A 17,297-nucleotide genomic window follows, 5' to 3' on the forward strand; every position below is an offset into this window, starting at 1 on the left:
TATGCCATGCGTGAAGTAGTGATCGTCGATAGCGTGAGAACCGGACTGGCCAAATCCTTTCGCGGCAAGTTCAACCAGACGCGTCCGGACGACATGGCAGCCCATTGCGTCAACGCGTTGCTTGCGCGCAACGACATCGACCCGGCCAGCGTCGAGGATTGCATTGTTGGCGCCGGCTCCAACGAAGGTGCCCAGGGGTTCAACATTGGTCGCAACGTGGCGGTGCTCTCGCATTTGGGCATCGGCACCGGCGGTATGACCCTCAACCGCTTCTGCTCCTCGGGCTTGCAGGCGATTGCCATCGCGGCCAACCAGATTGCTTCGGGTTGCAGCGACATCATCGTTGCCGGCGGTGTCGAGTCGATCAGCCTGACCATGAAAAGCGTCAACACCGACAACCTGATCAACCCGTTGCTCAAGGAGCAGGTGCCCGGCATCTACTTCCCGATGGGCCAGACCGCGGAAATCGTCGCCCGTCGCTACAACGTCAGCCGCGAAGAGCAGGACCGCTACGCCCTGCAAAGCCAGTTGCGCACTGCCCAGGCGCAGGCCATGGGATTGTTCAACGATGAAATCGTGCCGATGGCGGTGAAGTACAAGGTCGAGGACAAAAACACCGGTCAGGTGCAGATCCTGGAAGGCATTGTCGATCGCGATGACTGCAACCGTCCGGACACCACCTACGAAAGCTTGGCGGGACTGAAGCCGGTGTTTGCCGAAGACGGTTCGGTCACGGCCGGCAACTCTTCGCAACTGTCTGACGGCGCTTCGATGACTCTGGTGATGAGCCTGGAAAAAGCACTACAGCTGGGACTGAAGCCGAAAGCCTTCTTCCGTGGTTTCACCGTTGCCGGTTGCGCTCCGGACGAAATGGGCATCGGTCCGGTGTTTTCAGTGCCAAAACTACTCAAGGCCAAAGGCTTGCAGGTGGCGGATATCGATCTGTGGGAGCTCAACGAAGCCTTTGCTTCGCAGTGCCTGTACAGCCGCAATCGCCTGGAAATCGACAACGAGAAATACAACGTCAATGGTGGTTCGATTTCGATTGGTCACCCGTTCGGCATGACCGGTTCGCGTCAGGTCGGCCATCTGGTGCGCGAACTGCAACGGCGTAACGTGCGTTACGGCATCGTGACCATGTGCGTGGGCGGCGGGATGGGCGCTACGGGATTGTTTGAAGCGGTGCGTTAAGCCTGGAATGTGCAGCGCCTGTTAAATCGCCATCGCGAGCCAGCTCGCTCCCACAAGGACCGCACAAAACCTGTGGGAGCGAGCTTGCTCGCGATGAAGGCAGCGCAGATATTCAGCTAATACGTTCGTGGCTCATTAGCTGCACCCGCTCGATGTACGCATGAATTTCCCGCTCGGCCGCTGCATGGCTGGTGAACGGTCCTTCCTGGGTGTTCTCCCGGGTACTGAAATACAAATCACCATTCACCCGACACATCCGGTCACTGCGAAAGTGCGTGGCAGGGGCGGTGTCTTGGGCACGCATGCCGTACATGGCGGTCTCCTTGAGTGGATCCTGAAGGTCGAAACAAAATCAGCTTATGTCTGAATCACTTGAGGTGCCTGACCATCCGATCAGTGGCAGACCGTCAATTTATCGGTACGACCGATACAGTCTCATTTACGGCTTCTCCCCAACTGTCCCTGTGTGATGCCTCGACGGCAGCCTAGAATGGCTTTTCTCGCTGTCAGCCTTTGGGGTTCCCATGCATATTTCGTCCGGTCGCTGGGTATATGGTCTGTTCCTCGCCTTGCTGACTGCGTTTTTGTGGGGAATCCTGCCGATCAAACTCAAGCAAGTGCTGCTGGTGATGGACCCGGTCACGGTGACCTGGTTTCGACTGATGGTGTCCGGCGGTTTGCTTTTCCTTTACCTGACGGCGACCAAACGTCTGCCGAGCCGACGAGCACTCGGCCCTAAAGGTGGCTGGTTGGTGCTGATGGCGGTACTCGGGCTGGTGGGCAATTACGTGTTGTACCTGATGGGCCTGAACCTGCTTAGCCCGGGGACCGCGCAATTGGTTGTGCAGATGGGCCCGATCCTGTTGCTCATCGCCAGTCTGTTTGTGTTCAAGGAGCGTTTCAGCCTGGGGCAGGGGATTGGCCTGCTGGTGCTGTTGCTGGGCTTTGGGCTGTTTTTCAATCAGCGGCTGAGCGAGTTGTTGACGTCATTGAGTGATTACACCGCGGGCGTGCTGCTGGTGCTGGCGGCGTCGACCGTCTGGACCTTTTATGCGCTGGGCCAGAAGCAACTGCTGACGGTCTGGAACTCGTTGCAGGTGATGATGGTGATCTACCTGTTTTGCGCCTTGTTGCTGACGCCGTGGGTGCATCCACTGGAAGCTTTGCAATTGAGCCCGCTGCAAGGTTGGTTGCTGCTCGCGTGCTGCCTGAACACACTGATTGCCTACGGCGCTTTTGCCGAGGCGCTGGCCCATTGGGAAGCGTCGCGGGTGAGTGCGACGCTGGCGATCACCCCGTTGGTGACCTTCGCCGCCGTGGCGCTGGCCGCCTGGTTATGGCCCGATTATGTGCAGGCCGAACAGATCAACCGTTTGGCGTACGGCGGGGCAGTGCTGGTGGTGCTGGGTTCGGCGCTGGTCGCGTTGGGGCCGTCGCTGATTGCCGGGCTCAGGGCCCGGCGGATGCGGGCTGCGGTCAGCCGATAGACCGCGTCATCGTTCATCGCGAGCAAGCTCGCTCCCACATTGGAATTGTGGTGTATGCAAAACTACTGTGGGAGCGAGCTTGCTCGCGATGACTGACTGCCGGGCGCTAAATAACGTTCAGATTCACCCCTGCTTGCCAGCCTCCAGCATGTTCTCCGGCCGTACCCAGGCATCGAACTGCTCATCCGTCAGATAACCCAACTGCAACGCCGCCTCGCGCAGGGTCAGCCCTTCGCCGTAGGCTTTCTTGGCGATTTCGGCGGATTTGTCGTAACCGATGTGCGGGTTCAGCGCTGTCACCAGCATCAAACCGCGTTCCAGATGCGCCGCCATCTGCTCGGCGTCCGGCTCCAGGCCTGCGATGCAATGCTGCTGGAAGTTGCTGCAGCCATCGCCCAGCAAGCGGATCGATTGCAGCAGGTTGTGAATGATCACCGGTTTGAACACGTTCAGTTGCAGGTGACCCTGGCTGGCCGCGAAACCAATCGCCACGTCGTTGCCCAGCACCTGACAGGCGAGCATCGACAGCGCTTCGCACTGAGTCGGGTTGACCTTGCCGGGCATGATCGAACTGCCGGGCTCGTTGGCGGGCAGCTTGACCTCGGCAAAACCGGCCCGTGGCCCGGAGCCCAGCAAGCGCAGGTCGTTGGCGATTTTCATCAGCGTCACGGCGAGGGTTTTCAGTGCGCCGGACAGGGTGGTCAGTGGCTCATGCCCGGCCAGCGCGGCAAACTTGTTCGGCGCGGTGATAAACGGCAGGCCGGAGAGGGCGGCCAGTTCAGACGCAATCGCCTCGCCAAAACCATGCGGCGAATTGAGGCCGGTGCCTACTGCGGTTCCGCCCTGAGCCAGCTCGCAGACGGCCGGCAAGGCGCTGCGGATCGCTCGTTCGGCGTAGTCGAGCTGCGCGATGAAGGCTGAAAGCTCCTGGCCGAAAGTGATCGGCGTGGCATCCATCAAGTGCGTGCGACCGGTCTTCACCAGATTCATGTGTCGGGCGGCCAGCTCTGCCAAACCTCCGGAGAGTTCAGCGATCGCCGGCAACAGATGCTGTTGCACGGCCTGCACCGTGGCGATGTGCATGGCGGTGGGGAAGCTGTCGTTGGAACTCTGCGAGCGATTGACGTGATCGTTGGGGTGCACCGGAACCTTGCCGCCACGGGGATTGCCGGCCAGTTCGTTGGCGCGACCGGCGATCACTTCGTTGACGTTCATGTTGCTTTGGGTGCCGCTGCCGGTCTGCCAGACCACCAGCGGGAACTGGTCATCATGCTGGCCATCGAGCACTTCGTCGGCCGCCTGTTCGATCAGTCGGGCAATGTCGGCCGGCAGATCACCGTTGCGATCATTGACCCGTGCTGCAGCTTTCTTGATCAGCGCCAGGGCGTGCAATACAGCCAGCGGCATGCGTTCGTTACCGATCGCAAAGTTGATCAGCGAGCGCTGCGTCTGTGCGCCCCAGTAGGCTTCATCCGGGACTTCCACCTGGCCAAGGCTGTCGGTTTCGATACGGCTCATGGATCACCTTCCTTTAGTCTGATAGCGCAGTTTAGGCCGTGATTGGCGCTTGAGGTTCCATCAGTCGTTTTTTCTACCGTTCGGCCCTGCAAATCAGGCCTGGCAAGGGGGAGGGGTTGAGCGCATGAGTTTTTTAGGCGCAGAATGGCCACCCTTGGGGTTTTACCTCGCCTGCTAGAATAGGAAACTCGATGACTCGTCTTCGTGCCATCTGTACCGCGGTTGCTCTGGTCTGTGCCAGCGGCCAGGTTTTCGCCGATACCGCCAGCCACAACGCCAGTGCCGAAGCGTTCCTGACCCTGGCGCACGCTGACAAACTGGGCACTCCGGTGTACATGCAAGTGCAGCAAATGTTCGCTCAGCGCTTTGAACAAACCAAAGCGCCGGAATCGAAAAGAGCCCTGCTGGAAACCTACCAGGCCAAGGCCAACGCAGCTCTGGACGCGGCCATTGGCTGGAACAAGCTGAAGCCGGACATGGTCAAGCTCTACACCACCAACTTCAGCGAATCCGAGCTCAAGGACCTGGTCGCGTTCTACCAGTCGCCACTGGGCAAGAAAGTCCTGGAAAAAATGCCTCAGCTGACTCAGCAATCGGCCCAGATGACTCAAGCCAAACTGGAAAGCGCGGTGCCTGTGGTCAACAAGCTGCTGTCTGACATGACTGCCGAGCTGACGCCGAAAGACGCCGCCGCTCCAGCCAAGAAAAAGCCTTGAGCGGAGCCCCGCAATGACCATGCAACAACGTATTGAATCGGCACTGAACGCTTTGCAGCCCGCGCATCTGGATGTGCTGGACGAAAGCCATATGCACAGCCGTGGGTTGCAAACCCACTTCAAGGCCGTGGTGGTCAGCGAGCAATTTGCCGGGCTCAACAGCGTCAAGCGCCACCAGAAGGTCTACGCCACGTTGGGTGACCTGATGGGCGAGTTCCATGCGTTGGCGCTGCATACGTACACGCCTGAAGAATGGGCGAAGACCGGCGCGGCACCTGCCTCGCCGACCTGCGCTGGCGGCAGCAAGCATTAAGCTTCGGTTTTTTGTTAGAATCCGCAACGCGCCGCTTAGCCGGCGCGTTTTTTTTTCGCATCCGGTTCACCCCTTACGCGGGTAGCCACCTGGAGAATCACCCATGACACAACAGATTGTCGTGGCGGCACTGTATAAGTTCGTCACCCTTGAAGATTACGTCGCCCTGCGCGAGCCACTGTTGCAGGCGATGGTCGACAACGGCATCAAAGGCACTTTGCTGATTGCCGAAGAAGGCATCAACGGCACGGTTTCCGGTAGCCGCGAAGGCATCGACGGGCTGATGGCCTGGCTCAAGAACGACCCGCGCATGGACGACATCGACCACAAAGAGTCGTACTGCGATGAGCAGCCGTTCTACCGCACCAAGGTCAAGCTCAAGAAAGAAATCGTCACCCTGGGTGTTGAAGGCGTCGATCCGAACAAGAAGGTCGGCACCTACGTTAACCCGCAGAACTGGAATGCCTTGATCAGCGATCCTGAAGTGCTGCTGATCGATACCCGCAACGACTACGAAGTTTCGATCGGCACGTTCGAGGGTGCGATCGATCCGAAAACCACCAGTTTTCGCGAATTCCCAGACTACATCAAAGCCAACTTCGACCCGGCCAAACACAAGAAAGTCGCGATGTTCTGCACCGGCGGCATTCGTTGTGAAAAGGCTTCGAGCTACATGCTCAGCCAGGGCTTCGATGAAGTCTTCCACCTCAAGGGCGGGATCCTGAAGTACCTCGAAGAGGTGCCGAAGGAAGAAACCAAATGGCAGGGCGACTGCTTCGTGTTCGATAACCGCGTCACCGTTCGCCATGACTTGAGCGAAGGCGACTACGATCAATGTCATGCCTGTCGTACGCCAGTGAGCGTCGAAGACCGTGCATCCGAGCACTATGTCGCTGGCATCAGTTGCCCGCATTGCTGGGATAAGCTGAGTGAGAAGACCCGCCGCAGTGCGATCGACCGGCAGAAACAGATCGAACTGGCCAAGGCCCGTAATCAGCCGCACCCAATTGGTTACAACTACAAGCAATCCAACACCGAGGCCTGAACCATGTCCGCGCGCCTGCTCTATGTAATGGATCCGATGTGTTCCTGGTGCTGGGGCTTCGCTCCGGTGGCCGAGGCCCTGGTCGAGCAGGCGCAGGCCGCGGGCGTTGAAGTGCATCTGGTGGTCGGCGGTTTGCGCACAGGCAGTGGTGCGGCGCTGGAACCCACCACTCGGCGCTACATTCTCGAACACTGGCAGGCGGTCACCGAGGCCACCGGCCAGCCGTTCAAGTTCGAAGGCGCGCTGCCCGATGGTTTTGTCTACGACACTGAACCTGCCTGCCGCGCACTGGTGACAGCGCGCAGTCTGGCGCCGGATTGCGCGTGGAAACTGCTTAAACTCATTCAGCACGCCTTTTATGCCGAGGGCCGTGACGTCACCCGCGCCAGCGTGTTGGTGGAGTTGGCCGAGCAAGCCGGTTTGCCACGTATCGAGTTCGCGGCAGCCTTCGACCGTGCCGATCAGCACGCGGCCACGGCGGCAGACTTCACCTGGGTTCAGGATTTGGGCATCGCCGGGTTCCCGACCTTGCTGGCCGAGCGCAATGGTCAACTGGCACTGTTGACCAATGGCTATCAACCGCTCAGCGAGCTGTCACCGTTGCTCGGTCGCTGGCTGGAGCGCGCCGCCTGTGTATGACCGGCCCGATGATGTGCAGCAACCCAAGCGGGTCGATCGGCTGAGTTGGGCGGAAATCCGTCGTCTGGCGCTTCACCATAAAAAATCCCTGTGGATCGCCAACGGCGTCGCTGTACTGGCGACCCTGTGCAGCGTGCCGATTCCCTTGCTGTTGCCGCTACTGGTGGACGAAGTGCTGCTGGGGCATGGCGACGCGGCACTGAAAGTCATGAATCACGTGCTGCCGGCCGGCTGGCAAAGCGCCGCTGGCTACATCGGTTTGATGTTGCTGGTGACCTTGACCCTGCGTTGCGGTGCGTTGATGTTCAACGTCTTGCAGGCACGCCTGTTTGCCGGATTGGCCAAGGACATCGTCTACCGCATTCGCGTGCGACTGATCGAGCGACTCAAGCGTATTTCCCTCGGTGAATATGAAAGCCTGGGCAGCGGAACGGTGACCACGCACCTGGTCACCGACCTGGACACGCTCGATAAATTCGTCGGTGAAACCCTCAGCCGTTTTCTGGTAGCGATGCTGACGCTGGTCGGCACGGCGGGCATTCTGGTCTGGATGCACTGGAAACTGGCGCTGCTGATTCTGCTGTTCAATCCACTGGTGATCTACGCCACGGTGCAATTGGGCAAGCGGGTCAAACACCTGAAAAAGCTCGAGAACGACAGCACCTCCCGGTTCACCCAGGCGCTGACCGAAACCCTGGATGCGATTCAGGAAATCCGCGCTGGCAACCGTCAGGGTTTTTTCCTTGGACGACTGGGGATGCGGGCGCAAGAAGTGCGCAACTACGCCATCAACTCACAGTGGAAAAGCGACGCTTCAAGCCGCGCCAGCGGTTTGTTGTTCCAGTTCGGCATCGATATCTTTCGCGCCGCTGCGATGCTCACCGTGCTGTTCTCCGACCTGTCCATCGGCCAGATGCTTGCGGTGTTCAGCTACCTCTGGTTCATGATCGGGCCGGTCGAGCAGCTGCTGAATCTGCAATACGCTTATTACGCGGCCGGTGGTGCGCTGACGCGAATCAACGAGTTGTTGTCGCGTGACGATGAGCCGCAGTACCCAGGTGGCGTCGACCCGTTCAAGGGGCGCGAGACGGTGGGCATCGAGGTGCAAGGCTTGAGTTTCGGCTACGGCGGTGAGCTGGTGCTGGACAAGATGAACCTGTCCATCGCCCCTGGTGAGAAAGTCGCGATCGTCGGCGCCAGCGGCGGCGGTAAAAGCACGCTGGTGCAATTGCTGTTGGGGCTCTATACGCCGCAGGCGGGCTGCATCCGTTTTGGTGGCGCGACTCAAGAGGAAGTCGGCCTGGAAACCGTGCGCGAGAATGTCGCGGTGGTTTTGCAGCATCCGGCACTGTTCAACGACACCATCCGGGCCAACCTGAGCATGGGCCGCGAACGCAGCGACGAAGCTTGCTGGCAGGCGCTGGAAATCGCCCAGCTCGACGCTACGGTCAAGGCGTTGCCGCAAGGGCTGGACAGCATCGTTGGCCGCTCCGGTGTGCGCTTGTCCGGTGGCCAACGCCAACGCCTGGCCATTGCGCGCATGGTGCTGGCGGAGCCGAAGGTCGTGGTCCTCGATGAAGCGACCTCGGCGCTGGATGCCGCCACCGAATACAACCTCCATCAAGCACTGGCGCGGTTTCTCAGCGGTCGAACGACACTGATCATTGCCCACCGGTTATCGGCGGTAAAACAGGCGGATCGCGTGCTGGTGTTCGATGGTGGCCAGATTGCCGAAGATGGCGACCATCAGCAGTTGATTGCCGATGGTGGTTTATACGCCAAGCTTTATGGGCATTTGCAGCAGCTTTAGCAACCTTGAGTTTTGCCCGGATTTCTGTGCTTATTGATCAGATGCCCTTTTGGGGAATCAGGCTTGTGCACCCTCTGATTGTTACGTAGTCCCTAAAACGATCTTGATCGAAGCCTAATGTCTTCGAAAAATTGAAAATTAGCCTAGTCTGTGCTGTTAGGAGTGGAATTCTCTCGGGTGTTCATCAGGCAGTGCTAGTGCAAGGGACCTCATGAAGCAAAAGCGGACTCTCGGAACGCCACGGTTGTTGGGCATCGTCTGGCCATTTATCGCCGTTGTGTTATTTCAGGCCCTGTTGGGCGGCGTGAGCCTGTACGTTCTGTCGGCGGTTCGCGGCTACGTTGCCGGCGAAAGCCTGTGGTCCAAGGGCCAGAAAGACGCCATCTATTACCTCAATCTCTACGCCGACAGTCGCGACGAGTCGATTTTCCTCAAGTACCAGAATACTATTGCAGTCCCTCAGGGCGGGCATGAACTGCGTGTTGCACTGGATAGTCAGCCGCCCGATCTGGCGGCCGCCCGACATGGAATCCTCAAGGGTGGTAACCATCCCGATGACGTCTCCAGTCTGATTTGGCTGTATTTGAACTTCCGGCATTTCAGCTACCTGGAAACTGCAATCGATCGCTGGACCGTAGGTGATGCCTATCTGGTGCAGCTCGATAGCGTCGCCCGTGAAATGCATCAGCGCATTGCCGGCAACCAGGCGACCGACGCTGACATCCAGCGCTGGAAAGCCCGGATATTTGCCATCAACGAAGGGGTGACGCCCGCCGCCAAAGCCTTCAGTGACGCGTTGGGCGAGGGGTCGCGGCTGATTCTACGGTTGTTGCTGTTCACCAACCTGGCCACGGCGTTGGGGTTGATTGTCCTGGCGTTGCTACGAACCCATAAGCTTCTGGCCCAGCGCCATGCGTTTGCCAATGCCTTGCAGCTGGAAAAGGAACGCGCGCAAATCACCCTGCAATCGATTGGCGATGGCGTGATCACCACCGACGTTGAAGGCGCCATCGCTTACATGAACCCGGCGGCCGAAGAGTTGACTCACTGGAAAGCTGAACAGGCGGTCGGGTTACCGCTGGCGGCCTTGTTCAATCTGCTGGACGAAAATGCCCAGGCTGACGGCTTTACCCTGATCGAGCACATTCTCAGCGGTCAACTCAGTGGTGGCAGTGAGCACTCCAAACTGATTCAGCGGCTGGACGGCAGCACGGTTTCCGTGACGCTGGTGGGCTCGCCGATTCGCAATGCAGGCAAGGTCAGCGGCACAGTGCTGGTGCTGCATGACATGACCCAGGAGCGGCAGTACATCGCCAATCTTTCCTGGCAGGCCACCCACGACGCCCTGACCGGGCTGGCCAACCGTCGCGAATTCGAATATCGCCTGGAGCAGGCGCTGCACAACCTGACGCGCCAACCTGCCCGGCATGCCTTGATGTTCCTCGACCTGGATCAATTCAAACTGGTCAACGACACCTGCGGACACGCCGCAGGTGATGAGTTGCTGCGGCATATCTGTGCGTTGTTGCAGTCGGGATTGCGCGAAGGTGACACCCTGGCCCGGCTGGGCGGTGACGAGTTCGGCATCCTGTTGGAAAACTGTTCGCCGGAAGCTTCGGAGAAAATCGCCGAGGGCCTGCGTCAGACAGTGCAAAACCTGCATTTTGTCTGGAAAGGCCGGCCGTTCGTGACCACCGTCAGCATCGGCCTGGTGCACATCATTCAAGCTCCGGCCACCCTTGAGGCTTCATTGCGTGCTGCCGATATGGCCTGCTACATGGCCAAGGAAAAGGGCCGCAATCGGGTGCAGGTCTATCATGCCGACGATTCCGAGCTGTCCTTGCGTTTCGGCGAGATGGCTTGGGTGCAGCGCTTGCACATGGCGCTCGAAGAGAATCGCTTCTGCTTGTACTCACAGGAAATCGCTGCGCTGGGGCATGTCGAGCGGGGTGGTGGGCATATCGAAATCCTGCTGCGTCTGCATGACGAAGCCGGGCGGATGATCCTGCCGGACAGTTTCATTCCTGCCGCCGAGCGCTATGGGTTGATGACGTCGCTGGATCGTTGGGTGGTCGAGAACGTTTTCAAAATCATTGCTCAGGGCATCGCGCAAGAGCGCGAAGGGCCGTTGGCCATGTGTGCGATAAATCTGTCAGGTATTACGATCGGTGATGAGGCTTTCCTACACTTCCTGCGTGAGAAGTTCATTGCCTATGCCATCCCGCCTGAAATGATTTGTTTTGAAATCACTGAAACCAGTGCAATTTCGAATTTAGGCAGCGCAATCAGATTTATTAATGAACTCAAAGGGTTAGGCTGCCACTTTTCATTGGATGACTTTTGTGCCGGTATGTCCTCATTCGCTTATCTGAAACATTTGCCTGTAGACTTCTTGAAGATCGACGGGAGTTTCGTAAAGGATATGCTGGACGACCCGATTAACCGTGCAATGGTCGAAGTGATCAATCACATCGGTCATGTCATGGGTAAGCGCACCATTGCCGAGTTTGTTGAAACACCCCAGATCGAGCAGGCATTGCTGGAAATCGGGGTGGATTATGCTCAAGGGTATGTCATCGAACGCCCGCAATTGTTTACCTGTGACAGCTTGCAATGTCGGCCCACCAGACCGCGGCCTCTGTTATTCAAGGCGCCTGGCACATTCCGTTGAAGTCTCTTGCTGATCCGTACAATCACAATCAAAAGGAGTGCGACAGTGATCGATACATTCAACAGATCCGGCCCGCTTATGGAAGCCGCAAGTTATCCAGCCTGGGCTCAGCAGTTGATCCAGGATTGCAGCGAGAGCAAGCGTCGGGTTGTCGAACATGAACTGTATCAGCGGATGCGTGACAACAAACTCAGTGCAAAGACCATGCGCCAGTACCTCATTGGTGGCTGGCCGGTCGTTGAACAGTTCGCGTTGTACATGGCGCAAAACCTGACCAAAACCCGCTTTGCCCGCCACCCCGGTGAGGACATGGCACGTCGCTGGCTGATGCGTAATATTCGGGTTGAACTTAACCATGCCGACTACTGGGTGCACTGGAGTCGAGCGCATGGCGTCAGTCTGGAGGACTTGCAGGCGCAGCAGGTTGCCCCTGAACTTCATGCGTTGAGTCATTGGTGCTGGCATACCAGTTCGGCGGATTCACTGATTGTTGCCATTGCAGCGACCAACTATGCGATTGAAGGTGCGACCGGTGAGTGGTCGGCGCTGGTATGTTCCAGCGGGATTTATGCGGCATCGTTCCCTGAGGAGGATCGCAAGCGCGCCATGAAGTGGCTGAAAATGCACGCTCAATACGATGATGCCCATCCATGGGAGGCATTGGAAATAATCTGCACGCTGGCGGGCCAGAACCCCAGCAAATCCCTGCAAGCTGAACTACGTGACGCGGTTTGCAAGAGCTACGACTATATGTACCTGTTTCTGGAGCGCTGCATGCAACTGGAACACTCGGAAAGGGCTCCGGTAGTCCGTGAGCGGATGGTGCTGGTCGAAAGCTGATCCTTCGGTTTAACAACGATCCAATGTGGGAGCGAGCTTGCTCGCGATGCAGGCAACCCGGTTTAACAGGAAAACCGGGTTATCGTTCATTGCGAGCAAGCTCGCTCCCACATTTGACTTGGGGTGTTGCTGGCGATTCAACCGGCCATCGCCAACCGGTTACGCCCCTCGCGTTTGGCCACATACAACGCGCTGTCGGCGCGCCGTAACAAGCTATCTGCGGACTCTCCGGGCAGCAACGTCGAGCACCCGAGGCTGACTGTCAACCCGATCAGCGTCCCATCGGCCCAATACTCCTCGGCTTGCGCGGCATAACGCAGGCGTTCGCCAATCATCGCGGCAGCTTCGCGGCTGGTGTTGGAAAGCAGAATCAAAAATTCTTCGCCGCCAAAACGGAAGACCATGTCTACGTTGCGCAACTGGTTTTTGATAGAGGTTGCGACAGCCTTGAGCACGTCATCGCCGGCACTGTGGCCATGGGTGTCGTTGATCCGTTTGAAGTGATCGATATCGAGCATCAGTAACGACAGCGGCTGCATATGTCGCCGGGCCATGTCGATCTCACGTTGCAGGGTCTGATCCATGGCAATGCGGTTGCCGGTGCCTGTCAGTGGATCGCGCAGTGCGCTTTGAGTTGCAGCCCGATAGAGCAAGGCGTTGCGCATCGGGAAGAGCAGGGCTGCCAGCAGTGATTCGAGTTTGCCCTGATCCTGTTCGCTGAAGCGCTGATTGCGACGGAACACCAGATCGCCCAGATGTGCGCCTTCGTGGCTCAGGCTGTAGCTCACCGAGTGATGGCCACGCTGACCGAACTCCAGGCGCAAATCACTGGTTTTGTGCTCATAGTGCAAGGCGTCCAGTGGGACAAGGCGCTGAACTTCGCGGAAAAACAGTCCCAGAATGCGCTGCGGCTCAAGGCTGGTTTGTAGTTGCAGGCCCATGTGCTGGCGCAATTGGCCGAGGCTGGCGGGACGCTCCAGGAGGGGCGGCAATTGACCAAAGCCCAGGCGTTGCAATTTGGCGCTATCGAAGTCAATTGCGTTGGTCTGGGTTGGAGATTTCATATGGCGTGAGCCCCTAAGCAGGAATGCTGTCTTACAGGCTGGGTGAGAGCGGCTTTGGGCTGCGCGTCATACTGGTCCATCAGTCCCGTAGGACATGTGGCCAAAGTTTAGTCTGCTTTGCCGAGCAAAAGTAAGCCTCGACAGGGTGCTGCCCGACCGCTAACACGCTGCGTGTTTACACAGTGTTAGAGCGAAAGTCGTGCCATTCGGTTCACCTGGATAAAACTCCTTCTAAATCAATTTATTAGGTTGTATGGCTGTTAGTGGTGGTGGACACGGCGGCATTTGTTTGACTCAAGGCGGGCGCCTGAAGGCAGTGAGGAGCGTGCCGCGACGGTATGCCGTCGCGGTAGCGGGTGTGGCGAGGGGCTTACTGAGCGTCGAATGCCTGACCATTGATGCCAGTGCTGTCCGGTCCCATCAGGTACAGGTAAACCGGCATGATCTCTTCAGGTGTCGGGTTGTTGGCCGGGTTTTCGCCCGGGTACGCTTGAGCGCGCATGCTGGTGCGGGTAGCGCCTGGGTTGATGCTGTTGGAGCGAATCGGCGCGACGGTGTCGACTTCGTCGGCCAGGGTTTGCATCAGGCCTTCGGTGGCGAATTTCGACACGCCATAAGCGCCCCAGTACGCGCGACCTTTTCGACCGACGCTGCTGGAAGTGAAGATCACCGAGGCGTCCTGAGACAGCTTGAGCAGCGGCAGCAGGGTGCTGGTCAGCATGAACATGGCGTTGACGTTGACGTGCATCACGCGCATGAAGTTTTCGCCGGACAGTTGCTCCAGTGGCGTACGCGGGCCAATGATCGAGGCGTTGTGCAACAAGCCATCAAGGTGGCCGAATTCGGTTTCGATCATTGCCGCCAACTCGTCGTACTGATGCGGCAGAGCAGTTTCCAGGTTGAACGGAATTACCGCTGGCTGTGGATGACCGGCCGCTTCGATTTCGTCGTAGACCTGAGTCAGATTGGCCTCGGTCTTGCCCAGCAGCAGCACGGTAGCGCCGTGAGCGGCATAGGTTTTTGCCGCGGCAGCGCCGATTCCACGACCGGCGCCAGTGACCAGAATGACCCGATCCTTGAGCAATTCAGGGCGGGCAGAATAATCAAACATAAAAAACCTCTACACAATCCATTAAAAGGGCTGAAAAGATCGCAGCCTGCGGCAGCTCCTACGCTGATCTCGGTCCCCTGTAGGAGCTGCCGCAGGCTGCGATCTTTTGACTGAATCAGCAGCTACACAACGCGCCGTCCAGAACCTTGCGCAACTCCGAAGGGTGGTCCACCACCACATCCGCGCCCCAGTTCCGTGGATTGTCATCCGGGTGAATGTAGCCAAAGGTCACTGCGGCGGTCCTGGTGCCGGCATCGCGGCCCGACTCGATATCGCGCAGGTCATCGCCCACAAACAGCACGCTGGCCGGGTCCAGGTCGAGCATCTTGCACGCAAGGATCAACGGCTCCGGGTCCGGCTTGCTGTTCGTCACGTGGTCCGGGCAGATCAGCAGCGCCGAGCGTTCGGCCAGCCCCAGTTGTTGCATGATCGGCTCAGCGAAGCGCAGCGGTTTATTGGTCACCACGCCCCAGATCAGATTGGATTTCTCGATGTCGGCCAACAGCTCTGCCATGCCATCGAAGAGTTTGCTGTGAACCGCGCAACCCTTGAGATAGCGCTCCAGGAATTCCAGTCGCAACGCCTCGAAGCCTGGCGATTCCGGGTCCATCGAGAAGGTCACCGCCACCATGGCTTTCGCCCCGCCGGAAATCTCGTCGCGGATGTGTTTGTCCGGCATGGGTGGCAAGCCGCGATCGGCGCGCATGCTCTGGCAGATCGCGATGAAGTCCGGCGCGGTGTCGAGCAGGGTGCCGTCCATGTCGAAAAGAACTGCTCTGATTACCATGGGCTTATTCCTCGCGCAGGGTCTGGATCATGTAGTTGACGTCAACATCGGAGGCCAGCTTGTAGTGCTTGGTCAGCGGGTTGTACGTCAGGCCAATGATGTCCTTGACGCTCAGGCCGGCCTGGCGGCTCCAGGCGCCGAGTTCGGACGGGCGGATGAATTTCTTGAAGTCATGCGTGCCGCGCGGCAGCAGCTTCATGATGTATTCGGCGCCGACGATGGCGAACAGGTAAGCCTTCGGATTGCGGTTGATGGTCGAGAAGAACACTTGGCCACCCGGCTTTACCATGCGGAAGCAGGCGCGAATGACCGACGACGGATCCGGCACGTGCTCAAGCATTTCCAGGCAGGTGACCACATCGAATTGCTCGGGCATTTCTTCCGCCAGGGCTTCGGCGGTGATCTGCCGGTACTCGACGCTGACGCCGGATTCCAGCTGATGCAACTGCGCGACCGCCAACGGTGCTTCGCCCATGTCGATGCCCATCACGGTGGCGCCGCGTTGCGCCATGGATTCGCTGAGGATGCCGCCACCACATCCGACATCCAGCACCTTTTTGCCGGCCAGTTTGACGCGTTCGTCAATCCAGTTGACCCGCAGCGGGTTGATGTCGTGCAGTGGCTTGAACTCGCTTTCGCGGTCCCACCAGCGATGAGCCAGGGCTTCGAATTTGGCGATTTCAGCGTGGTCGACGTTGCTCATGGGTAATCCTCTGAATCTAAAAAATTCTGCTGTCAGCCTTGAGGTTCAGCTCAAGGGTTCGTTCTATTCGGCGTGTCCGCTGATGCGCTGACCCCAGGCGGTGGCGGTGGCGCATAGCTGTTGTTCATCGAGGCGCGTCAGGCGCCGGTCGTCGAGCAATTGCTTGCCGGCGACCCAAAGGTGTTTTACGCAGTCCCGGCCAGTGGCATAGATAAGCTGCGAAACCGGGTCGTAAATCGGTTGCTGGGCCAGGCCAGACAGATCGAAGGCCACCAGGTCCGCGGCCTTGCCGACTTCCAGCGAGCCCACCTCGGTTTCCAGCCCCAGCGCCCGGGCACCGTTGAGGGTTGCCATGCGCAAGGCGCGATGAGCGTCCAGCGCCGTGGCCGAGCCAGCGACGGCTTTGGCCAGTAGGGCGGCGGTGCGGGTTTCACCCAGCAGGTCGAGGTCATTGTTGCTGGCCGCGCCATCGGTGCCGACCGCCACATTGACCCCAGCCTGCCACAAGCGCTCCACCGGGCAGAAGCCGCTGGCCAGTTTCAGGTTCGATTCCGGGCAATGAATGACGCTGCTGTTGCTTTCTACCAGCAACGCCAGGTCTTCATCGCTGACTTGCGTCATGTGAACGGCCTGGAAACGCGGTCCGAGCAAGCCCAGGCGACCCAGGCGGGCCAATGGCCGCTCGCCGCGTTGTTCGACCGATTGCTGGACTTCGAAGGCGGTTTCGTGGACGTGCATGTGGATCGCAGCGTCCAGCTCCTCGGCGATCACCCGGATTTTTTCGAGGTTTTCATCGCCGACGGTGTAGGGTGCATGAGGGCCGAAGGTGATTTTGATGCGCGGGTGATGCTTGAGGTCGCTGAACAGTTCGACACCCTGACGGATAGCTTCATCCGCATCACTGGCGCCGGGAATCGGGAAATCGAGGATCGGGATGGCGATTTGCGCGCGAATGCCGCTGTTGTGCACGCGTTCGCTGGCAACTTTCGGGAAAAAGTACATGTCCGAAAAGCACGTGATGCCGCCCTTGATCTGCTCGGCAATGGCCAGATCAGTACCATCGCGGACGAAGGCCTCATCGACCCATTTGGCCTCGGCCGGCCAGATGTGCTGTTCGAGCCAGGTCATCAGCGGCAAATCATCGGCCAGGCCACGGAACAGCGTCATCGCCGCATGCCCGTGGGCATTGATCAGGCCCGGGCTGAGCAGCATGCCCGGCAGCTCGCGGACTTGCGTGGCGTTGAGCTTCAGGGCCTCGGTGCGCGGGCCGATGAAGGCAATGCGCCCGTCGCGGATGCCCAGGCCATGCTCTTTGAGGACCACGCCCGCGGGTTCGACAGGTACTAACCAGGTCGGCAGCAAGAGTAAGTCGAGCGCAGCGGCAGGATTCGGCATCGAGGGT

The 17,297-nt window shown here is 58.9% G+C and carries 16 protein-coding genes; 9 read left to right on the top strand and 7 right to left on the bottom strand.

Annotated features, from left to right (window positions below; translation table 11 throughout):
• Window positions 1–6 precede the first annotated feature (6 nt).
• On the top strand, window positions 7–1,191 hold the full coding sequence (locus BK659_RS21440; protein WP_123426935.1) for a thiolase family protein: 1,185 nt from the start codon (window positions 7–9) through the stop codon (window positions 1,189–1,191).
• A gap of 112 nt (window positions 1,192–1,303) precedes the next feature.
• Here the strand turns inward: BK659_RS21440 and BK659_RS21445 are convergent, their stop codons facing one another.
• On the bottom strand, window positions 1,304–1,504 hold the full coding sequence (locus BK659_RS21445; RefSeq protein WP_123426936.1) for a DUF6316 family protein: 201 nt from the start codon (window positions 1,502–1,504) through the stop codon (window positions 1,304–1,306).
• 211 nt (window positions 1,505–1,715) lie between these two features.
• Between BK659_RS21445 and BK659_RS21450 the strand changes: the two genes are divergently transcribed.
• On the top strand, window positions 1,716–2,678 hold the full coding sequence (locus tag BK659_RS21450) for a DMT family transporter (protein WP_123426937.1): 963 nt from the start codon (window positions 1,716–1,718) through the stop codon (window positions 2,676–2,678).
• 123 nt (window positions 2,679–2,801) lie between these two features.
• Here BK659_RS21450 and BK659_RS21455 read toward each other — a convergent pair whose 3' ends face one another.
• Window positions 2,802–4,196, bottom strand: coding sequence for a class II fumarate hydratase (locus BK659_RS21455; protein ID WP_123426938.1), 1,395 nt, complete (start codon window positions 4,194–4,196; stop codon window positions 2,802–2,804).
• A gap of 191 nt (window positions 4,197–4,387) precedes the next feature.
• Here BK659_RS21455 and BK659_RS21460 point away from each other — a divergent pair, with 191 nt between their 5' ends.
• The 7 genes from BK659_RS21460 (at window position 4,388) to BK659_RS21490 (ending at window position 12,230) form a co-directional block, all read left to right on the top strand.
• Complete coding sequence (locus BK659_RS21460; protein ID WP_123426939.1) at window positions 4,388–4,912, top strand: DUF2059 domain-containing protein; 525 nt, start codon at window positions 4,388–4,390, stop codon at window positions 4,910–4,912.
• A gap of 13 nt (window positions 4,913–4,925) precedes the next feature.
• Window positions 4,926–5,225, top strand: coding sequence for a BolA family protein (locus BK659_RS21465; RefSeq protein WP_123426940.1), 300 nt, complete (start codon window positions 4,926–4,928; stop codon window positions 5,223–5,225).
• Window positions 5,226–5,328: 103 nt separating this feature from the next.
• Window positions 5,329–6,270 (top strand): oxygen-dependent tRNA uridine(34) hydroxylase TrhO, encoded by a 942-nt coding sequence (gene trhO, locus BK659_RS21470; RefSeq protein WP_123426941.1) that lies wholly within the window; start codon window positions 5,329–5,331, stop codon window positions 6,268–6,270.
• 36 nt (window positions 6,271–6,306) lie between these two features.
• Complete coding sequence (locus BK659_RS21475; RefSeq protein WP_185015437.1) at window positions 6,307–6,909, top strand: DsbA family protein; 603 nt, start codon at window positions 6,307–6,309, stop codon at window positions 6,907–6,909.
• Window positions 6,902–8,719: an ABC transporter ATP-binding protein gene (locus BK659_RS21480; protein WP_123426943.1), complete on the top strand. Its 1,818-nt coding sequence runs from the start codon at window positions 6,902–6,904 to the stop codon at window positions 8,717–8,719. Before BK659_RS21475 ends, BK659_RS21480 begins: the two co-directional genes overlap by 8 nt.
• Window positions 8,720–8,930: 211 nt before the next feature.
• Complete coding sequence (locus BK659_RS21485; protein WP_123426944.1) at window positions 8,931–11,390, top strand: EAL domain-containing protein; 2,460 nt, start codon at window positions 8,931–8,933, stop codon at window positions 11,388–11,390.
• A 78-nt stretch (window positions 11,391–11,468) separates the two neighbouring features.
• Window positions 11,469–12,230: an iron-containing redox enzyme family protein gene (locus BK659_RS21490; RefSeq protein WP_404942542.1), complete on the top strand. Its 762-nt coding sequence runs from the start codon at window positions 11,469–11,471 to the stop codon at window positions 12,228–12,230.
• Window positions 12,231–12,367: 137 nt separating this feature from the next.
• Here the strand turns inward: BK659_RS21490 and BK659_RS21495 are convergent, their stop codons facing one another.
• The 5 genes from BK659_RS21495 to BK659_RS21515 form a co-directional block, all read right to left on the bottom strand.
• Window positions 12,368–13,294, bottom strand: a complete 927-nt coding sequence (locus tag BK659_RS21495; RefSeq protein ID WP_123426946.1) for a GGDEF domain-containing protein — start codon at window positions 13,292–13,294, stop codon at window positions 12,368–12,370.
• A gap of 370 nt (window positions 13,295–13,664) precedes the next feature.
• Window positions 13,665–14,405: a YciK family oxidoreductase gene (locus BK659_RS21500; protein WP_123426947.1), complete on the bottom strand. Its 741-nt coding sequence runs from the start codon at window positions 14,403–14,405 to the stop codon at window positions 13,665–13,667.
• Window positions 14,406–14,520: 115 nt separating this feature from the next.
• A complete protein-coding gene (gene mupP / locus BK659_RS21505) occupies window positions 14,521–15,192 on the bottom strand; it encodes an N-acetylmuramic acid 6-phosphate phosphatase MupP (protein WP_123426948.1) in 672 nt (223 codons plus the stop codon).
• Window positions 15,193–15,196: 4 nt separating this feature from the next.
• Window positions 15,197–15,895 carry a bifunctional 2-polyprenyl-6-hydroxyphenol methylase/3-demethylubiquinol 3-O-methyltransferase UbiG gene (ubiG, locus tag BK659_RS21510; protein WP_123426949.1) on the bottom strand — a complete coding sequence of 233 codons (699 nt, stop codon included), beginning with the start codon at window positions 15,893–15,895 and terminating at the stop codon, window positions 15,197–15,199.
• 63 nt (window positions 15,896–15,958) lie between these two features.
• Window positions 15,959–17,290: a TRZ/ATZ family hydrolase gene (locus BK659_RS21515; protein WP_123426950.1), complete on the bottom strand. Its 1,332-nt coding sequence runs from the start codon at window positions 17,288–17,290 to the stop codon at window positions 15,959–15,961.
• Between the last annotated feature and the right edge of the window lie 7 nt (window positions 17,291–17,297).

It is taken from the genome of Pseudomonas brassicacearum (assembly GCF_003732225.1).
GTDB classification, from domain to species: domain Bacteria; phylum Pseudomonadota; class Gammaproteobacteria; order Pseudomonadales; family Pseudomonadaceae; genus Aquipseudomonas; species Aquipseudomonas brassicacearum_E.

Coding starts and splice junctions, on each gene's coding strand:
- BK659_RS21440 (WP_123426935.1), top strand. CDS start 7: ATGCGTGAAGTAGTGATCGTCGATAGCGTGAGAACCGGACTGGCCAAA.
- BK659_RS21445 (WP_123426936.1), bottom strand. CDS start 1,504: ATGTACGGCATGCGTGCCCAAGACACCGCCCCTGCCACGCACTTTCGC.
- BK659_RS21450 (WP_123426937.1), top strand. CDS start 1,716: ATGCATATTTCGTCCGGTCGCTGGGTATATGGTCTGTTCCTCGCCTTG.
- BK659_RS21455 (WP_123426938.1), bottom strand. CDS start 4,196: ATGAGCCGTATCGAAACCGACAGCCTTGGCCAGGTGGAAGTCCCGGAT.
- BK659_RS21460 (WP_123426939.1), top strand. CDS start 4,388: ATGACTCGTCTTCGTGCCATCTGTACCGCGGTTGCTCTGGTCTGTGCC.
- BK659_RS21465 (WP_123426940.1), top strand. CDS start 4,926: ATGACCATGCAACAACGTATTGAATCGGCACTGAACGCTTTGCAGCCC.
- trhO (WP_123426941.1), top strand. CDS start 5,329: ATGACACAACAGATTGTCGTGGCGGCACTGTATAAGTTCGTCACCCTT.
- BK659_RS21475 (WP_185015437.1), top strand. CDS start 6,307: ATGTGTTCCTGGTGCTGGGGCTTCGCTCCGGTGGCCGAGGCCCTGGTC.
- BK659_RS21485 (WP_123426944.1), top strand. CDS start 8,931: ATGAAGCAAAAGCGGACTCTCGGAACGCCACGGTTGTTGGGCATCGTC.
- BK659_RS21490 (WP_404942542.1), top strand. CDS start 11,469: ATGGAAGCCGCAAGTTATCCAGCCTGGGCTCAGCAGTTGATCCAGGAT.
- BK659_RS21495 (WP_123426946.1), bottom strand. CDS start 13,294: ATGAAATCTCCAACCCAGACCAACGCAATTGACTTCGATAGCGCCAAA.
- BK659_RS21500 (WP_123426947.1), bottom strand. CDS start 14,405: ATGTTTGATTATTCTGCCCGCCCTGAATTGCTCAAGGATCGGGTCATT.
- mupP (WP_123426948.1), bottom strand. CDS start 15,192: ATGGTAATCAGAGCAGTTCTTTTCGACATGGACGGCACCCTGCTCGAC.
- ubiG (WP_123426949.1), bottom strand. CDS start 15,895: ATGAGCAACGTCGACCACGCTGAAATCGCCAAATTCGAAGCCCTGGCT.
- BK659_RS21515 (WP_123426950.1), bottom strand. CDS start 17,290: ATGCCGAATCCTGCCGCTGCGCTCGACTTACTCTTGCTGCCGACCTGG.